Source organism: Veillonella sp. CHU740 (assembly GCF_003992055.1).
Classification (GTDB): domain Bacteria; phylum Bacillota; class Negativicutes; order Veillonellales; family Veillonellaceae; genus F0422.
This window is the reverse complement of the sequence record NZ_RQVD01000009.1, coordinates 40,037-58,213: the sequence shown is the minus strand read 5'-3', so window position 1 is coordinate 58,213 and position 18,177 is coordinate 40,037. Positions and strand designations below refer to the sequence as shown.

Genomic DNA, 18,177 nt, shown 5'->3' with positions numbered 1-18,177 from the left:
TGGAATAATAGATTCAATAATATTCTGCGATCTATAGTAGACCTAGTTTCTAATAGTTCGTCAGGCTCTCTGCCATAATTAAGAGTGAAAATTCTCTCTACTCTACAATTTATGTCGTAATGTTTCACGTGAAACATTATAAGTTATGAAAGAAATCTAATATGAGTAGCACAAATCAATGAAGTTAGAGGTAATATTTAGAGTGGAATGTTATAAATGTTAAAGAATAGGTGTGTAGATTATATGATTGAATTTAATCAGAATAATAATACAATGAATCACATTAATACTTAAATAGGTAATGTTTATATATAATAGATGTATAGGGATAACAGATGTTGTTTCACGTGAAACATATTAAAAAAGATAGAAAAAATAGAGTAAAACAGTATAATTCCCTATTCCTTTCATAAAAAATAGAGAAATCTATGTTATAATGTGATAAGACTAGTAGAAAGAGGTGACATAATGGCTAAGATTATCGCCATAGCCAACCAAAAAGGTGGTGTTGGTAAGACGACAACTGCAGTAAATTTGAGTGCTTCTCTGGCAGTAGAAGGAAAACGAGTGCTCTTATTGGATTTGGATCCTCAAGGAAATGCAACAAGTGGCCTGGGTATTAATAAAGACGATATAACTCAAGGCGTGTATGAAATGCTTGTTGATGATGTAGCGATTACAGATATTATTGAAGAAACAGTAATAGATACTTTGCATATTGCACCGACAACAATTGATCTAGCTGGTGCAGAAGTCGATTTGGTCAACATGGATAACAAAGGATATATTTTGAAGCATGCTATCGCACCGGTTGTAGCGAATTATGACTATATTATCATTGATTGTCCGCCATCCTTAGGGATGTTGACAATTAATGCGTTAACGGCTGCGAATAGTGTGTTAATTCCAATTCAAACAGAATTTTATGCATTAGAAGGTGTAAGCCAGCTTATTAAAACGATTGAACTTGTACAAGAAGAATTAAATGAAGACTTAGAACTAGAAGGTGTAGTTCTTACTATGTACAATGGACGCACTAAATTAGCAGTACAAGTGGCAGAAGAAGTAACAAATTACTTTGGTGATGCTGTATATACAACGACGATACCTCGTAATGTTAAATTAGGGGAAGCACCAAGCCATGGATTGCCAGTTGTGATTTACGATAAACGATCGAAAGGTGCGGAAGTATATTGTGCATTAGCTCGGGAGGTAATACAACGTGGTTCTTAAAAAGACAAAAGGTGGTCTAGGAAAGGGATTAGGGTCTTTTGGATTAACGGGTACATTTAAGGATGGTCATAAAGGTGGCTACGAAGTAGATATCACAAAAATTCAGCCGAATCCAAATCAGCCTCGTAAACGATTTACAGAAGATGATATGACAACTCTTGTTGAATCTATTACTAAACATGGATTGATTGCTCCCATTGCTGTGCGCAAGGTAGAAGATCATTATGAAATTGTAGCTGGTGAAAGACGATGGAGAGCCTGTCAATTAGCAGGACTTTCCAAAATTCCTGTAGTAGTTCGAGACTATACAACAGAAGAAGTGAGTGAAATTGCTCTTGTAGAAAATTTGCAACGGCAGAATTTAGACCCCATGGAAGAAGCCTTTGGATACCAATATTTAATGGATACATTCAAAAAAACACAGGAAGAAATTGCTACTATCGTAGGCCGTAGTCGCTCTTATATTGCGAATATGGTACGACTCACACAATTGCCGGAATGTATTCAAGAAGATTTGATTGAAGGGGAGTTAACGGTAGGCCAAGCAAGACCTTTATTGGCCTTAAAAAGCGAAGATTTACAGCGAGAAGCGTTGGAGATTATTAAAGAAAAAGAGTTAAATGCTCGTCAAATTGAACAACTTGTAAAAACATTACAGGCAGGTAAGAAAAAACTTACGTCCACACAACCTAAAGCGACAGCAGAACTAAGAAAGCTGATGCAACGATTAAAATATAGCCTGGGAGCCCCTGTTGATATTCGTTTAAAAAACACAAAAAAAATACAAGGAACCATTGAGGTGACTTTCAAAAATGAAGAAGAGCTAATGCGATTGATTAGCTATATAGAAGGAGAATAAAGCAGCTATGTTAGAAGGAACAGCAAAGGCGAATCGAGTGCATATTGGATTTTTTGGACGATGTAATGCAGGAAAATCCACATTGATTAACACCCTAACAGAGCAGCAAATTTCCTTAGTATCGCCTATCGCAGGAACTACAACAGACCCTGTATCAAAAGCCATGGAATTGCTTCCATTAGGCCCTGTTGTGATTGTAGATACAGCAGGTATTGATGATACATCGGAATTAGGTGTGTTACGGGTGGAGCGAACAAAAACAGTAGTGCCACAAATGAATATGGCCGTGTATATGATGCGTACGGATGTAGCACCGATTCCTGAAGATATCGAATGGTTGCAACTCTTGGAAGAACAAAAGATTCCTACCTTAGTGGTGTATAACGAGGTAAGCGGTCATACAGGTGCAGCTTTTATCAAGGCACATCCGGAATTGCAAGCCTATAGTACACATGTGGCAATCGCTGATGTGAGTGATGGAGCTCATCGAATTGAGTTATTAGACTCTTTAAGTCGATTAAAACCTGTTGATGAAGAAGTACAGTCCTTATTAGGTGGTTATATAGAGGAAAAAGATGTTATCGTTCTTGTATGTCCCATCGATGAATCGGCACCAAAAGGTCGTATCATTTTGCCACAAGTACAGATGATTCGAGAAATTTTAGACCATCACGGCATGGCAATGGTGTGCCAAGTAGAAGAATTACAGGATACATTGCAACACTTGCACAGAGCTCCTAAATTAGTGATTACAGACTCACAAGCGTTTGAGGCTGTCAGTCAAATTGTTCCAGAAGAAATACCTTTGACAAGCTTTTCCATTTTAATGGCTCGATTTAAAGGAAAACTAAAAGACTTAGTAGCTGGCGTACAAGCTATTAGTCAGTTACAGTCAGGATCTAAGGTATTGATCAGTGAAGGATGTACGCATCGTCAACAATGCGAAGATATAGGGACTGTTAAAATCCCTCGTTGGTTACAAGCAAAAGGATACACAGATTTAGTATTAGAGTGGACTAGTGGAGGGCAATTTCCTCACGATGTATCTAGTTATGATGTCATTATTCACTGTGGTGGATGCATGTTGACTCGCCGTGAAGTATTACGCCGTATCGATGTAGCATCTGTTCAAGGAGTTCCTATTGTGAACTATGGTGTGTTGATTGCATCCTTGCATGGCATATTGCAACGTGCTATTGCACCTTTTGTACATGAATTAGAATAGAGAGGATTATTGTGTTAGAACAACTATTACCGTGGTTGCCATGGATATTAGGGGGTATTATTGTACTCCTTGTATTACATGCGCTCAGTCTACAGATTCGGGTGAATCGACTGACAAAACGATACCGATATTTTATGAACGGTGGAGATGGACAAAGTATTGAACGCCGTCTTGCTATCGAAGTAAAAGAACTTCGAGATATGGCAAGCACATGGGAAACCATTTTATCAGAGCAAAAGATTATTAAATCCACACAATCAGAAACATTTCAACATATAGGTTTTGTAAAATATAATGCCTTTGAAAATATTGGCAATGAATTGTCATTTTCACTGACTTTATTAGATGGTAACTTAAATGGGATTGTTATCTCTAGTGTATATGGTAGAAATGAATCCCGTATTTTTACAAAACCGATTGTCAATGGTAAAAGCCTAGCTAGTCTTTCACAAGAGGAATTAGCTAGCTTACAAGCAGCGATGGGACAGCGTAGTAATGGCGATGTATTGGCCAGCTCATCCGTTTCTGCCTAGAAAGGAATAGCAATGCAAGTACCTAAGTGGTTACAGTCTCGCCTAGAACAAAAAGGTGAGGATTGGACGTTGCGGTTTACCAAGAAACAGTTGCGAGTAGTAGCGGTTATTCTTATCGTCTTGCTAGTAGCACTTCTTGGATTTGGCGTGTGGGGGATAGCTCGACAAGTAGAAGTCTTACAACTACGCCAAGAAAACCAGCTACAAAAAGAGCAGCTTAAATTACTCGATCAAAAGGTTGAAGTATTAGATAAAAAAATGAAGACCTTAGATGAGTTAGATCAAAATATTAGAAATATGATTAAGGGGACAGAGTCGGGAACGGTACAGAATACAACCGCTACTCCAAAAACAAATGAAGAGAAAGAGGACCCTTCTCCCAAAAGCCCCAATAAAACTTTCACAATTACACAATTATCTGCACATATATCGAGTTTAGACAGACAGGCACAACGACGTATGACATCGATGTATACCCTATATCATGTGCTTCGTGATGGAGTGGGTAAAGATATTCGTGAATTGCAATCTATGTTATTGTCCGAAGGGGATGATACGAGTGCAAACAGTCATATGCCATCCATTTGGCCAGCAAAAGGTGTGATTACCTCTGGTTTTGGTGGGCGACAAGATCCCGTATATGGTGGTGGTGGATTCCATGAAGGATTAGATATCGCCAATGATACAGGAACGAATATTGTGGCTACAGCGGCAGGCACCGTAGTCTATGCTGGTGATGGTGGCGGATATGGTAATTTAGTAGAAATCGATCATGGCAATGGATTTGTCACACGATATGGTCACAATTCTGCTATTTTGGTGCAACAAGGGATGACTGTAAAAAAAGGTCAGTCTATTGCACTGATGGGTAGTACTGGTAAAAGTACAGGTAGTCATGTACATTATGAAGTGCGCGTGAATGGTGTGGCTGCCGATCCATTATTATTTTTGCCGATTCAATAGGAGGCAACTATGAAATCCTACGTACAAGTTTATACAGGTGATGGTAAGGGAAAAACAACGGCAGCTATCGGCCTCGCAGTACGAGCTGCAGGTGTTGGTAAGAAAGTATTGTTACTACAATTTATGAAATCTAAAGTCTACTCAGAACATGCTGTGTTAGACCAATTAGAGCCAATTACTGTAGAAACGGTAGGGAAACCGTTTTTTATCGTTCCTGAAGGTATGAAGCGTGATGAAGAATTGCGTCGTTGGGGTGATGATGTAGTGGTCTTTCCCAAAGGGCAACCACCACAAGAATACAAAGATTTAATTCATATAGGGCAAGAGCGAGCCTTGCAAGCCGTGTCCACAGGTGACTTTGATATCGTTATCTTAGATGAATACAATATGGCTCTTTTCTTTGGACTCGTGGAAGAAGAAGAAGGCCGTGCAATCCTAGCTGCACGCAACCCTGATGTGGAAGTTGTCTTTACAGGACGAGGAGCTCCACAGTGGTTATTAGACGAGGCAGATTTAGTGACTGTTATGGAAGCATACCGTCATTATTATGATCAAGGTGTAGAAGCTCGTCTTGGTATTGAGCATTAAGGGTAAAGAATGTTATAATTTAAGTAATATACGTCTTGTAAATTGCTGAAAGGCAGGTGGTATCGTGTCACTATGGATGATTCTATTACTTGTGGTAGTAGCTTTCATCATAGCAATTCTATGTATTCCAATCACGTACAGTCTGAAAGTAAGTTCTCGTAAACCCTATGAGTTTGACTTCCGATTGCAGTGGATGTATCGTATTTTAAAAATGCATTTTGCCTATAAACAAGGTCATTCGCTGTTCAAAGAGGTGTATGTGTTAGGGTCTATGAAAGTGGGTTCTGCTCGCGATTATGAAGATTGGTTAAATCGTCGCGTTAAAGAAGAGCTAGATCCACTATCCTCGCAAATGGAGGATGAGGAGATGGACGCAGACTCTGTGCAAGAAGAGATGGATCCGTATCCATTATCTGGTTATGATGGACCAGAGCCAGTGGCATCTGTACGATTTGATGCGGATGGAAATGTCATTGAAGAAGTAGGAACTACCTCATCAACAGACGAACAAAAAGAAACGAAGGATACAAAAGATCTTCCCACATTTTGGTGGTGGAAACATGTATCTAATCCTAAGCTGTATGAAGCCTTGTTTATTGTAAGTAAACAATGTGCTGGTCATGCAAGTCCTAGAGTGTTTCGTTTAGAGGGGGATTTTGGGATTCCAAAACCATACGAAATGGGACTGATTACAGCGACTGCCTATAGTCTTTGTCCGAAACAAATGGAAGAAGTAAATTTCTCCTATACGGATTTTGCCTATACAGGTAGTTTAGAAGTAAAGGGACATATGCAACTAGGTGTGTTTGCTTTTTACGGAATTCAATTTCTTCTAAAAAAAGCAGTTCGAGAATGTCTAACAGATAGTGTAAAAGCATTTTTACAGTATCGTCGTCGTAAGCAAAGTGCAGTAAATTAATACTTTCAGAAGTCTAAGAATCATAGGAGGTTATGATGGATACAAAACTTACAAACTTAAAGGAAAATTTAGAACCCTTATTTGAACAATTCAAAGAAATGATCCGTGTAGAAACTGTAGTAGGTGAGCCTGTACGTTTGGGCGATACTACGATTGTTCCTTTTGTAGATGTATCTCTTGGTTTAGGCGGATGCCAAAAAGCAAGTGGTGGCGGAGCAAAAGTTGAGCCAACAGCAGTACTTGTTATTAAAGGGGAGCGTATCGAGTTATTCAATATTAAAGGATCTGCTAAATATACTGGCTTTGATCGTTTAATTGGTATGGTTCCAGAAATTATCAGCAAATTACGAAAAGAAGAATATGTATATGTAAGTGAAGAGAAATAATTGCAAACTATTCGCATAGATTTGTAGTTATTGATTTCATGTAATATTCATATACATGACGTATAGTAAAGGGGTAAGTTGCTAAATAACAACAACTTTGCTATACTAGATAAATAGATGAAAATATTTCTCATAGGGAGGCTTATACATGAATTTAACTAAAAAAATTGCAACATTAGGCGCATTGGCTGTTGTAGGTGCTTTCACAGTATCCAATGCAGCAAATGTAGGTGTTATCAACGAAGAAGCTATTTATACTGGTTATAATGGTTTTGGTGCGATCCAAATGCAAATTGAAAAGTTGCGTGGTGAATATGGTCCAAAATTACAAACTGAGTTCAATAAATTGAACAACTTCAAAACTGATGCAGAAAAACAAGCATACTTCGATAAAAACGTTCGTAGTATCCAAGAAAAATACAATCAAGAAGAAGCAAAAGTATTAGCTCCATTGGATACAAAAGTAGGCGAGGCTATCAAAGCTGTTGCAAATGAAAAAAATATTGATGTAATAGCTATGAATCCATCTTCTGTTGGTGCAGTAAAAGAAGGTAACCAAGTTATCGACTTAACTCCAGATGTAGTAGCTCGTATCAACAAATAAGATATAATAAACCCCTAGGTCGTGTGACTTGGGGGTTATTTTTTTATTCATAGTATGATATTCTTATGGTATAGATATAAGATACGAGTGTGGTAATAAGGGAGGAAAAGATATGTTAAAAAGAGTGTTACTATTGGCTGTGTTGCTAATTTCATTAGGGAGTACGATGTCTTTGGCGGCAAATCATTGGTATTATGTGGGAACTAATGGTGGAATATCATATTATATTGATAATGATACAGTTCAGAAGGATGATAAGAATGCTTATGTATGGACAAAGATGGCCGACAGCCGTGGTAGAGAAGTGTGGGGACATGTTTTAATTAGTCGGTATGGCAAAACGTTTACTGTAACTGAAGTAAGGGGACCTGCTGGGATTCGTAAAGCAGACCAATCTACAAAGATACATCCTATTGTACCTAATTCACCAATAGAAAAAATTGTTGATTTAATTTGGTAGGTGAGCTATAAAAAAGGTGTGAACCCGATGCTAATGACTAGCATGGATTCACACCTTTTATTATGAGCTTATTTATGAATTAGATTTACAACGAACTCGCTATCTTCTACTAATGTAGCTTGGATGTAGTTGTTGCCGTCGAAGTGCAATACTTCGCCTGGTGTTAAGATATGGGATTCTGTGTCGTTAAGGAATACGTTTACTTTGCCTTTTACAACGGTGAAGATAACGTTAGCTTCTGGGTGATTGTGTTTTTCTACTTTGTCACCAGCGATGCCGCCTTTTTTCACGATTTTGTAATTAGGGCCATCAAAAATTAAACCTAGTTCTTGTTTTACAGTTCCTGCCATAGTAGAACCTCCTATTCTGGGGACTTTCACAGCGGTGAAAGTCAATACCAACAGCGGTCATGCTGCTCTAATAATATAAAAAGGGTTTAGCTACTTAGCTTTTTGCAATTGTATATACAGGAATGTCACCATCAAGGTTCACATTGAATGCGAAGTCCGGTGCTACGTGACTGACGAAAGCGCTGAACCATGCTTGGAAGGCAGCGGCCATAATAATTGGATTTACGCCGGCTGTTTTCCAATAGGAAATTTGATTTTGGTGATTTCCGTACCAACTAAAGGTAGTATCAGTTTGCTCGATAATAGTATCGCTTGGATCGCAAGGCATACCATTTACATAGTAGTCTTGCATCACTGTGTAAATGGCAGGTGCTGTTTGAGCAGTCAATTTTTCTTTTGCTTCTGTACCGCACATTGCGCCTTGTTTGATGAACGCTTCTAATACTGCATCGATACCGTCGTCTCCGCCACAATCCGTTAAATCTTTGATGAAAGTAGCTTCGCGAACGGAAGAGGTTTGTAATTGGTTTTGCAACCAACCGTGGATGTTGTTATGGTCGATGATGCGGTCCAACTGACGATCAGGCGGAATTGGTTTTCCATATAAATCGATGGCTGTTGCATATAACTCATCGGCTAAGTCGTCGAGGCGACTTTGTGCCTCTTTCTTAATAATTTGTTCACGTTCAGCGATAAGCTGAATTTTTTTGTATAACCAGAAATGAATGTGTCCTAGTACTGCTGACATGTTACGCTCCTTTTCGTGCGACTTCTAATTTGGAAACAAGTTCATCCACATCCATGCCGTGAATGCTAGCGGCTTGCCATAATGGTTCCCCCGTGGAGGAAGGGCAGCCAAGACAACCCATGCCGATGGATTGCAACACAGGCACCGTTTGTGGATACATATCTATAATATCACGAATGATGGAATCTTTTGTAATAGCAATTTCAGATACATTGCGACCAGCATTGAGTTTTGCCACTAATTCATCGATGTCCATGCCGTGGATATTCGCCGCTTGCCATAGAGGTTCCCCTGTAGAAGAAGGACAGCCAAGGCACCCCATGCCCATGGATTGCAAAATAGGAATTAATTCTGGGTATACGTCAACGATATGACGAACGATAGTATCTTTTGTAATCAGTTGTCCTGGTGAAAGTGGTGTGGCCCCTTTGTCGTTAGTTGGTGCAGCTGCTTCTACAAGACCTGCATTGCCTTGACCTGGTAATTTGACCACTGGTTCTGCAGCGGCTTTCGGAGCAGTTTCTGCAGCATCCACTGTGTCTAATACAGCAGCTTTGAAAGCAGCAAGACCGATGCGTTCAATGAATTGGCCCATACGCTCGATTTGCGCGTTTTCTTTATAGTACGTAATCATGCGGTCGATGATGGCTAGTACTTCCTCTTCGGTAGCCACCTCTGTGATTAAATCGCCTAAGCGTGGATGAGCGCCAGCGCTACCACCTGCATAGATTTGCCAACCTTGGTCATTACCGATAACGCCGATATCTTTTGTGATGGCTTCGGCGCAAGAGTTAGGACAACCAGATACGCCAATTTTCATTTTAGAAGGCATTTCTTTAGAGATGTATTTTCGTTCTAATTGCATACCTAAATGTACGCTGTCTTGTTTCGCACGTTTGCAGAATGTCGTGCCAGGGCAGAATTTCACAGAACGAACACGATTAGATACGGTATGCGCTGGTTCCATGCCAAGCATGGCCCACGCTTTGTCTACATCTTCTGCCTTTAGGTTTGTAATCATGATGCGTTGAGCACCTGTAATTTTCAAAGTTGCGTGGAATGTGTTTGCCACGTCGATAAATTTTTGTAACATTTGTGGTTGTACGAAACCACCAGGTATGCGAGGGGTAATTGCGTATGTGCGTTTCCCGTTGCGGATACGTTGTAAATTGCCTGCCACTTGTGCCATGTGTATCTCCTTAAAATTGAGTAAATGTTGTTTATGATTGTGTATGAAAGTAGGTATTGTCCTTAATATAGATAATGTTGGATAGCTATAATGTATCTAGTCAATCTAGTGAAGGGCTGTATACCTATTTATATGTTATGTAGTAGTATGTATAAAATTATAACAAGTATTTTACATCAAATTGTCTTAGACTGCAGTTTCATGAAAATAAATTATATAATTGCTATACATGACTAGGCGAAAGCCTATGCTCTTAGTATACTATAAGAAGTGGTTCTTGTATGTAGCTGAGGCAACGAATTTTATTCACAAACTATACACGGCTTATACACGGGAAATTTAAAGTTACACACAGAATTATCCACAAAAAGTGATTAAGTTATGACAAAAATAAACATACAGCAAAGATAACTTGGAATTACACACAGAGTATACATAAGATAATCACGGAGTTATCCACATATCAGTGAATAACTTGGAGCTTACACACAGATTAGGCACAGGATACTCACATAGTTATCCACAGAGTAGTGTATATATGTTACTAATTAGAATATTAGAGCACTGTGAATAGAGAAATTTTATCTTTTTTGATGATTTTGTAATGTATTAATCTTGATAAATATATTGTATAAATCTAGATATATGTATAAAACCTATCGTAGAATACTATGCGAAGATGGGTTAATAATGATGTAATATGAAGTGATAGAACGTAAGGATATATATGAAAGTATTATATGAAAATGTACAGGTTGCTACCTTTGTAGAGCGACCTAACCGATTTGTTGTTCATTTAGAGTTACAGGGACAAATCATAGCAGCTCACTTGCCAAATCCAGGTCGTATGTGGGAGCTCCTGTTTGTAGGGGTGAAGATGTATGTGGTGCATCATCCGAAAGAAGGCGCGAAAACGCAATATCGTGTCATCGGTATTGAACGAGATGGTGTGCCTATCATGTTGGATACCAATTATTGTAATGACATGGCGGAGTACATGATTGCTGAACAACTCATCCCAGGTTGGGAGGAATGGCGTGTAGTACGCCGTGAATATACTGTGGGTCATAGTCGCTTTGATTTGCTTCTCACCAATGATCAGGAAGAACACTTTTTACTGGAAGTAAAGTCCTGTACCTTATTTGGTGATCAAGGGGCCATGTTTCCTGATGCGGTAACGGAGCGTGGTAGGAAACATTTACTACACTTGCAAGAGTTACAACATGAGGGATACCGCACGGGTATTTTGTTCTTAGTGCAATGGGAACGAGCTCTGTGGTTTTCTCCAGACTTTCACACGGATTTGGAATTTACGAAGACATTTATAGAGGTAGCACCACAGTTAGACTGGAAAGCTATGGCATTGCAGTGGACACCAGAATTTACTAAACCTACAGTGGTGCGTGAGTGCTTATACAATGATGCAGCGGTGCAACGAGAAGCAGAGGACCGAGGGGATTACCTCATGGTGTTGCAGGTGGAAGAGCCAGTGACCGTAACCATCGGCAGTAAGGGAGACATGCATTTTGAAGCTGGGTATTATATCTATGTAGGGTCAGCGAAAGCCAATTTAGGAAAACGCATAGAACGTCATAAACGGAAGCGTAAACAAAAACATTGGCATCTAGATTATTTGCGAAGTGTCAGTACTGTTGTGGCAGCCTTACCGATTCGCAGCTCCAGCGATTTAGAATGTAAATTGGCAAAGGCGATGAAGGCTATTAGCGTAGACGAGGTGAAAGGTTTTGGTTGCAGTGATTGTCATTGTTCATCACACCTATTCAAAATGGATGTGAATCCTATCCATGATGAACGCTTTATGATCGATGTGGTGGAACAGTTCCGTATGAATCGATTAAATGAGGCGATGTTAAGCAAATAAGGATAGCTTTATAGGAATAATTATACGAAATATACTTTCATAAGCATTAAAATTTGAGTGTATTGAAACTTTCATGTAAAAAGATAGAAAAAAAGTGCATAAAATGGTATAATGGATTAGTTAATAGATTCGTTTTTAAAAATGAGGTGATACAATGGAGGAAAAGGCTTGGAGTCACGGCAAGATTGTGCCGGTCCAAATCGATAAAGAAATGCGCAGTTCCTACATCGATTACGCGATGAGCGTTATCGTTATGCGCGCCCTTCCAGATGTACGTGATGGGTTGAAACCTGTACACCGTCGTATTTTATATGCGATGCATGAAACAGGCATGACACCGTCGAAACCGTACAAAAAATCGGCTCGTATCGTCGGCGACGTACTTGGTAAATACCATCCACATGGTGATAGCTCTGTGTACGATGCAACGGTGCGTTTGGCCCAAGATTTTAATACAAGATATCCGCTAGTGGATGGCCATGGTAACTTTGGTTCCATTGACGGCGATTCTGCAGCGGCTATGCGGTATACAGAAGTTCGTATGTCTCGCATTGCCACAGAAATGCTAGCAGATATCGAGAAGAAAACAGTGGACTTCATGCCGAACTATGACGAATCTTTGGAAGAACCAACTGTACTTCCAGCAAAGATTCCGAACTTGTTGATCAATGGTTCCGCCGGCATTGCCGTGGGGATGGCGACGAACATTCCGCCTCACAACTTAGGGGAAGTGGTAGATGGTCTCGTGATGCTCATCGACGATCCAGAGGTAGATGTGAACCAATTGATGACGGCTATCAAAGGTCCAGACTTCCCAACAGGAGCGTCTATCCTTGGTCGTGAGGGTATTAAAAAAGCCTACGCCACAGGTCGTGGTAGCATCAAAATGCGCGCGAAAGCTCACATTGAGGCTATGACGAAAGGCAAACACCGTATCGTGGTCACAGAAATTCCGTACCAAGTGAATAAAGCACGCTTGATTGCAACTATTGCAGATTTAAGCCGTGATAAAGTGGTGGACGGCATTACCGCCCTTCGTGATGAAAGTGACCGCCGTGGTCTTCGCATCGTCATCGAATTGCGTGCTGACGTGCAACCAGATATCGTGTTGAATAAACTATATAAACATACACAATTACAAGATACATTCGGCGTGATTATGTTGGCATTGGTGAAAGGCCATCCAAAAGTATTGACGTTGAAAGAAGTATTAGGTCATTACTTAACACATCGTCAAGAAGTGATCGTACGCCGTACTGAGTTCGACTTGGCAAAAGCAGAAGCTCGTGCCCACGTATTGGAGGGTTTGCTGATTGCCTTAGATCATATTGATGAGGTAATCCATACTATCCGTAGTTCTCAAACTACAGATATTGCTCGCACCGCTTTGATTGAAAAGTTCAGCCTTACAGAAATTCAAGCGAATGCTATTTTAGATATGCGTTTAGCTCGTTTAACAGGCTTGGAACGTGAAAAAATTGAAGAAGAACATGTGGCATTATTGGTGTTGATTGCGGACTTGAAAGCGATCTTAGCCTCCGATGCACGCCAACGTGACATCATCAAAGAAGAATTGATCGCCATGAAAGAAAAATATGGCGACAAACGTCGTAGTGAAATCACAATCGATACCTCTGACTTTGATGTAGAAGATTTAATTGCTGACGAAGAAATGGTGATCACTTTAACTCGTCAAGGCTATATCAAACGCATGAATGCCAATGTGTACCGCAACCAACATAAAGGTGGCGTAGGTGTTGTGGGTATGAAAACGAAAGAAGACGATTATGTGGCGCAAATTATGCATGTGCGGACCCATAATACATTGTTATTCTTTACATCAACAGGTCGTGCGTACCGCTTGAAAGCATACGAAGTTCCAGAAGCATCGAGCCGTAACTCTCGTGGTACAGCCATTATCAACGTACTTCCTCTTAATGTAGGGGAAACAGTGACGAACATGATCGACTTAGAACGTATTTCCAGCGATGTGAACTTGTTCATGGTTACAAAACAGGGCGTTGTAAAACGGACATCCATTGATGAATACCGCAACATCCGCCGTGGTGGCTTGAATGCAGTGGCATTGGACGAAGGGGATCAGTTGATCTCTGTAGGCTTGACCTATGGCAACCAAGATGTATTGCTAGGCACGAAAAAAGGTATGGCGATTCGTTTCCATGAAGCAGATGTACGCTTGATGAAACGCGCTGCTCGTGGCGTGAAAGGTATCAACCTAAACGCTGGCGATGAAGTGGTAGGTGCTAGCATCATCCACGGTACTGGCGAAGAATGCCAAGTATTCACTATCAGTGAAGAAGGCTATGGCAAGCGCAATGTAGAAAGCTCCTACACAGTGCAAAAACGTGGTGGTAAAGGAACGAAAAACTTTAAAATCACGGATAAAACTGGCGAAGTAGTAGCCGTGGAAATCGTAAATGACAACGATGAAATGATGCTGATTTCTGAACAAGGCAAGATCATTCGCTTTGACGTGAACGACATTGCTGTGAAGAAAAGTAAAGCCATTTCTGGCGTGAAAACACAGAACTTAGACGAAGGAGATAAAATTGCCTCTGTGGCGGTTATCTCGAGTGAAGCACTAAAAGAAGACGAAAGCTTGTTCTAATATCGGCTTTCTTGCTTTTCTTAATTGAGAACAAGGGAAGAGCACGACACATTCCTCCACAAACTGATCCTACGGTAGGTTTGCTACGGGTCGTCACTTGTTTCGCTATGTAGCCTGCGGCGTTCTGTCTAAATTAGTATAAGGGAAGACCGTAACACACCCCTTCTCAAACTGATCCTACGGTAGGTTTGTTCAGGGGTATGTTGCGGTCTTTTTGCGTTTTCGTAATTTAGGTGGTTACGAACGCAACAAAGGCTGCTACTCGTAACTGCGTTCCTCAGTGTTTAGGTAGTAAAGGTGCGTCACATGGTTACTACTCGAAATGGCATTATACTTTTTCTGCATTGAATTTTATCGATGAATAGCATATAATAGTAATGTTATATCATAAAATCAGTGTATTAGGAGGCGAGTCCTATTTTAGACTTCAAGCGTTTTACCTTAGAAGATAAGCCCCGTATTGATGCGTATTTTGCAGAGCATCATTATGAAGCGTCAGATAACAGTTTTACTACATTGTTTATGTGGCAAGATGCGTATGGCATTACTTGGGCAGAAGAAGAAGGCGTATTATTTATTAAAGGTGGCGGAGTGACGGACACTCCATTTATGTTGCCACCATTTGCAGGAAAAGATGCCAAATTTGTCGATGGTTTACAAATGGCTAAGGAATGGTTCAAAGACAATCAAATTCCATTTTTATTAAAAGGTGTTAACCCTATTATGATGGAACGAATGCAAAAGCTATGTCCAGATTGTTATGAATTTACTGCAGACAGAGATAACTTTGAATATATTTATCGTACAGAAGATATGATTACCTTAGCTGGTAAAAAGTTACGTCAAAAGAAAAATCATTTAAATCAATTCCGTATGCAATATTCTAACTATGAATATATGCCCATTGATGAGACTACAATTCCACTTTGCCGAGAAGCGGCAGCGCAATGGGTAGAAACTCATCATGAAGAAGGAATTGAAGATGAGTTAACAGCTATCAACTTACTCTTTGATCATTGGGATGCATTAGGTCTTGTGGGCGGATGCATTAAACTGTTCGGACATGTCGAGGCTTTCACGATTGGGGAAATGCTGAATGAACATATGGCTTTGATCCACATTGAAAAAGCAAATCCGACTATTCGTGGTTTGTATCAAGCTATCAATAATGAATTTATTCGTCATGAATTCGCCGATACGAAATTTATCAACCGTGAAGAAGATATGGGATTGCCAGGCCTTCGCATGGCGAAAGAATCGTATCATCCAGACCATTTTGCAGAAAAATTTGATGCCCGTTGTATCAAACAGGGTGGCTGTGATGACACTCTATAACAAATCGCATGTAATTCCTAGGAACAATAGCATAGGTTCCTAGGAGTTTTATTTTCTCGTTGGTTAAAAAGTAGCTCGTTCTTGGCGATGTCTTTTGGGGACGCGCTTACTGGAACTGTACAAGACTTCACGTCAAGCCGTACAATACCTAGGTAGTAACAGAATGGATGTAGATAATGAAAGGAGCCAATATGACCTATTTTTGGGAAGGGCTTCTATTGGGATTTGCTGTATTGGCACCCATTGGAATGCAAAACCTATTTATTGTGAATACCGCGTTGGTCCAAAAGGTCTCTCGCATTGTGATGACCATTTTAATTGTGGCATTTTTTGATATTACATTAAGCGTGTCTGCCTTTTATGGCATCGGTGCTATCTTTGATATATGGACATTTCTGAAAGGTATTATCCTATTGCTAGGTGGGGCCGTTATTTTTTATATGGGCTATACCGTGTTTAATTCAGAACCACAAGTATCTCACATGGATACGAATGTGACGATTTGGAATATTGTGACCACAGCCTTTGCAGTGGCATGGTTGAATCCACAGGCACTGATCGATGTGACGATGATGTTCGGCGCTGTGAAAGCTAGCATTCCAGAGGATGCGGCTATATATTTCTTGCTGGGGTATATCGTATCTGCCTTTGCTTGGTTTGGTGCTTTGTCTACGATCATTCATAAGTTAGCCAAGCGGATACAAATTTCTCAGCTTGTTTGGATTAATCGCATTTGTGGACTCATCTTATTCGGCTACGGAGCAAAATTATTCGTAGATGGTGTGTTTATGTATCTATAAGCTAACATTTTGTTTTATATACAGTACAACATAGTAAGTTGTTGGATTTGTAAACTTTCACAAAAGAAGTGTATAAAGGGTCTAGCAGTAGACCCTTATTTTTTTATATAATAATAAGATAGATGAATTGAACTGTTAGTATGTGTACCATATCTATGGAAGAGGGATAATTTTGAAGTTTAGAATAGCAAAAGAGACGGATTTCAATGATGTAAAACGTTTGTGGGCCTACTGCTTCGAGCCAGAAGGGCATCCATTTTTTAATTATTATTTCGACAAAGCCTATGAAGCGGACAATACGATGGTCGGTATCGATCACAGCTATTTAGTGAGTACCGTTCATTTGCGACAAAATACAATTCGTGTTCGTGGCGTGAACCTCCCTATGAGCTATATGATTGGGGTGGCTACGGATCCTATTATGCGCCGTCATGGGGTAGGTAAAAAATTATTGAAAGCAGCCTTAGAAGAATTGAAAAAACGAGGTCAAGGGTTAACCATTTTGATGCCATCGAAAGCGGGCTTTTACCAACAATATGGTTGGGAATTATATGCACACCAATGGGTGCAAACGATGAAACTAGATGACCTTCGTCCGTTGACGAGCCATGAGTTATCCTTTGGCATGCTGCGGTCCCCACGCGAGTGGAAACGATTGGCTGGGGTGTACGAAACGTATACAAAACCATTGTCGGGCTATTCTTTGCGCAAAGAAAAAGAATGGGTTCGTTTGTTAGAGTCCCTATTTGCAGAAGGCGTACAAGTAGGGTATGTGAAAAATGATTCTGGCCAATTAGAAGGGTATTGTTTCTATCGATTGGGAGAGCCTGAAATCAGTGTGTCAGAATTTGTGTACACGACACGTCGAGCACAGAAGTCGTTATTGAACTTCTTATATAATCATCGCTCCCAAGGTGAAAGTGTACGTTGGAACGAAGGCATGATTGACCAAGGGTATATCTTTCAGCCAGATGGAAAAGTGGGACATAGCACGATGCCGTTTATGATGAGTCGTATCGTGGACGTGAAATTAGCGATGGAGAGTATCCCTGTTCCAGTAGCCTTAGAAGGAGCTATCCAATTTGGGGTGCGCGATGAACTATGTCCGTGGAATCACGGCACCTATGTCGTGTCATATAAAGAGGGAAAAGCACACATCGTGAAGCATAAAGATCATGTAGACGTGAATGCAAAACTAGTGTTCTCAGTAGGATCGTTGGGACTATTATTGATGGGACGCATGAGCGCCACAGAATTGGCCTTTGAGGAAAAATTAGAAGGGCCGGAAGATATTTTAGAAGTATTGAACCGTGCCTACCCAAAACAAAATACATATATTAATGAATGGTGGTAATCGAAAGCGATATACAACAATACTAGCAGAGAGAGCTCTGCTAGTGTCGGGTATATCGTTTTTTGTTATGAAAAGATGCAAGAAAATATAATGGAATTAGTTGAGTGAATGCTTTGTTGG

The 18,177-nt window shown here is 40.1% G+C and carries 18 protein-coding genes; 15 read left to right on the top strand and 3 right to left on the bottom strand.

Features of this window, described 5'->3' with window-relative positions:
* The first annotated feature begins 468 nt into the window (after positions 1 to 468).
* The 10 genes from EO115_RS06090 to EO115_RS06045 all read left to right on the top strand — a co-directional run bounded on the left by EO115_RS06090 (position 469) and on the right by EO115_RS06045 (position 7,770).
* Positions 469 to 1,233, top strand: a complete 765-nt coding sequence (locus tag EO115_RS06090) for a ParA family protein (protein ID WP_126938078.1) — start codon at positions 469 to 471, stop codon at positions 1,231 to 1,233.
* The gene (locus tag EO115_RS06085) at positions 1,223 to 2,092 is read left to right on the top strand and encodes a ParB/RepB/Spo0J family partition protein (RefSeq protein ID WP_126938077.1); all 870 of its coding nucleotides are present in this window, start codon (positions 1,223 to 1,225) and stop codon (positions 2,090 to 2,092) included. Before EO115_RS06090 ends, EO115_RS06085 begins: the two co-directional genes overlap by 11 nt.
* Before the next feature lie 7 nt (positions 2,093 to 2,099).
* Positions 2,100 to 3,317 carry a [FeFe] hydrogenase H-cluster maturation GTPase HydF gene (gene hydF, locus EO115_RS06080; RefSeq protein WP_126938076.1) on the top strand — a complete coding sequence of 406 codons (1,218 nt, stop codon included), beginning with the start codon at positions 2,100 to 2,102 and terminating at the stop codon, positions 3,315 to 3,317.
* Positions 3,318 to 3,328: 11 nt separating this feature from the next.
* Entirely contained in the window at positions 3,329 to 3,850 is a 522-nt protein-coding gene (locus tag EO115_RS06075) for a DUF4446 family protein (RefSeq protein WP_126938075.1), read from the top strand.
* Between the two features lie 12 nt (positions 3,851 to 3,862).
* Entirely contained in the window at positions 3,863 to 4,813 is a 951-nt protein-coding gene (locus EO115_RS06070) for a M23 family metallopeptidase (protein ID WP_126938074.1), read from the top strand.
* 9 nt (positions 4,814 to 4,822) lie between these two features.
* Positions 4,823 to 5,401 (top strand): cob(I)yrinic acid a,c-diamide adenosyltransferase, encoded by a 579-nt coding sequence (locus EO115_RS06065; RefSeq protein WP_126938073.1) that lies wholly within the window; start codon positions 4,823 to 4,825, stop codon positions 5,399 to 5,401.
* A 64-nt stretch (positions 5,402 to 5,465) separates the two neighbouring features.
* A complete protein-coding gene (locus tag EO115_RS06060) occupies positions 5,466 to 6,320 on the top strand; it encodes a hypothetical protein (protein WP_126938072.1) in 855 nt (284 codons plus the stop codon).
* Positions 6,321 to 6,355: 35 nt separating this feature from the next.
* Positions 6,356 to 6,706: a GerW family sporulation protein gene (locus EO115_RS06055; RefSeq protein WP_126938110.1), complete on the top strand. Its 351-nt coding sequence runs from the start codon at positions 6,356 to 6,358 to the stop codon at positions 6,704 to 6,706.
* A gap of 148 nt (positions 6,707 to 6,854) precedes the next feature.
* Complete coding sequence (locus EO115_RS06050) at positions 6,855 to 7,310, top strand: OmpH family outer membrane protein (RefSeq protein ID WP_126938071.1); 456 nt, start codon at positions 6,855 to 6,857, stop codon at positions 7,308 to 7,310.
* Positions 7,311 to 7,422: 112 nt separating this feature from the next.
* Entirely contained in the window at positions 7,423 to 7,770 is a 348-nt protein-coding gene (locus EO115_RS06045) for a hypothetical protein (protein WP_126938070.1), read from the top strand.
* Positions 7,771 to 7,838: 68 nt separating this feature from the next.
* Here the strand turns inward: EO115_RS06045 and EO115_RS06040 are convergent, their stop codons facing one another.
* The 3 genes from EO115_RS06040 to EO115_RS06030 all read right to left on the bottom strand — a co-directional run bounded on the left by EO115_RS06040 (position 7,839) and on the right by EO115_RS06030 (position 10,057).
* Positions 7,839 to 8,120, bottom strand: a complete 282-nt coding sequence (locus EO115_RS06040; RefSeq protein ID WP_126938069.1) for a cupin domain-containing protein — start codon at positions 8,118 to 8,120, stop codon at positions 7,839 to 7,841.
* A 94-nt stretch (positions 8,121 to 8,214) separates the two neighbouring features.
* Positions 8,215 to 8,868, bottom strand: coding sequence for a hypothetical protein (locus EO115_RS06035; protein ID WP_126938068.1), 654 nt, complete (start codon positions 8,866 to 8,868; stop codon positions 8,215 to 8,217).
* Between the two features lies 1 nt (position 8,869).
* On the bottom strand, positions 8,870 to 10,057 hold the full coding sequence (locus tag EO115_RS06030; RefSeq protein ID WP_126938067.1) for a DUF1858 domain-containing protein: 1,188 nt from the start codon (positions 10,055 to 10,057) through the stop codon (positions 8,870 to 8,872).
* Between the two features lie 727 nt (positions 10,058 to 10,784).
* Between EO115_RS06030 and sfsA the strand changes: the two genes are divergently transcribed.
* From sfsA to eis, 5 genes are all read left to right on the top strand, one after another.
* The gene (sfsA, locus tag EO115_RS06025; protein ID WP_126938066.1) at positions 10,785 to 11,939 is read left to right on the top strand and encodes a DNA/RNA nuclease SfsA; all 1,155 of its coding nucleotides are present in this window, start codon (positions 10,785 to 10,787) and stop codon (positions 11,937 to 11,939) included.
* Between the two features lie 154 nt (positions 11,940 to 12,093).
* Positions 12,094 to 14,568: a DNA gyrase subunit A gene (gyrA, locus tag EO115_RS06020; RefSeq protein ID WP_126938065.1), complete on the top strand. Its 2,475-nt coding sequence runs from the start codon at positions 12,094 to 12,096 to the stop codon at positions 14,566 to 14,568.
* 417 nt (positions 14,569 to 14,985) lie between these two features.
* Complete coding sequence (locus EO115_RS06015; RefSeq protein ID WP_126938064.1) at positions 14,986 to 15,903, top strand: DUF2156 domain-containing protein; 918 nt, start codon at positions 14,986 to 14,988, stop codon at positions 15,901 to 15,903.
* Between the two features lie 191 nt (positions 15,904 to 16,094).
* Positions 16,095 to 16,703 carry a LysE/ArgO family amino acid transporter gene (locus tag EO115_RS06010; RefSeq protein ID WP_126938063.1) on the top strand — a complete coding sequence of 203 codons (609 nt, stop codon included), beginning with the start codon at positions 16,095 to 16,097 and terminating at the stop codon, positions 16,701 to 16,703.
* A gap of 172 nt (positions 16,704 to 16,875) precedes the next feature.
* Positions 16,876 to 18,057: an enhanced intracellular survival protein Eis gene (gene eis, locus EO115_RS06005; RefSeq protein WP_126938062.1), complete on the top strand. Its 1,182-nt coding sequence runs from the start codon at positions 16,876 to 16,878 to the stop codon at positions 18,055 to 18,057.
* The last annotated feature ends 120 nt before the right edge of the window (positions 18,058 to 18,177 follow it).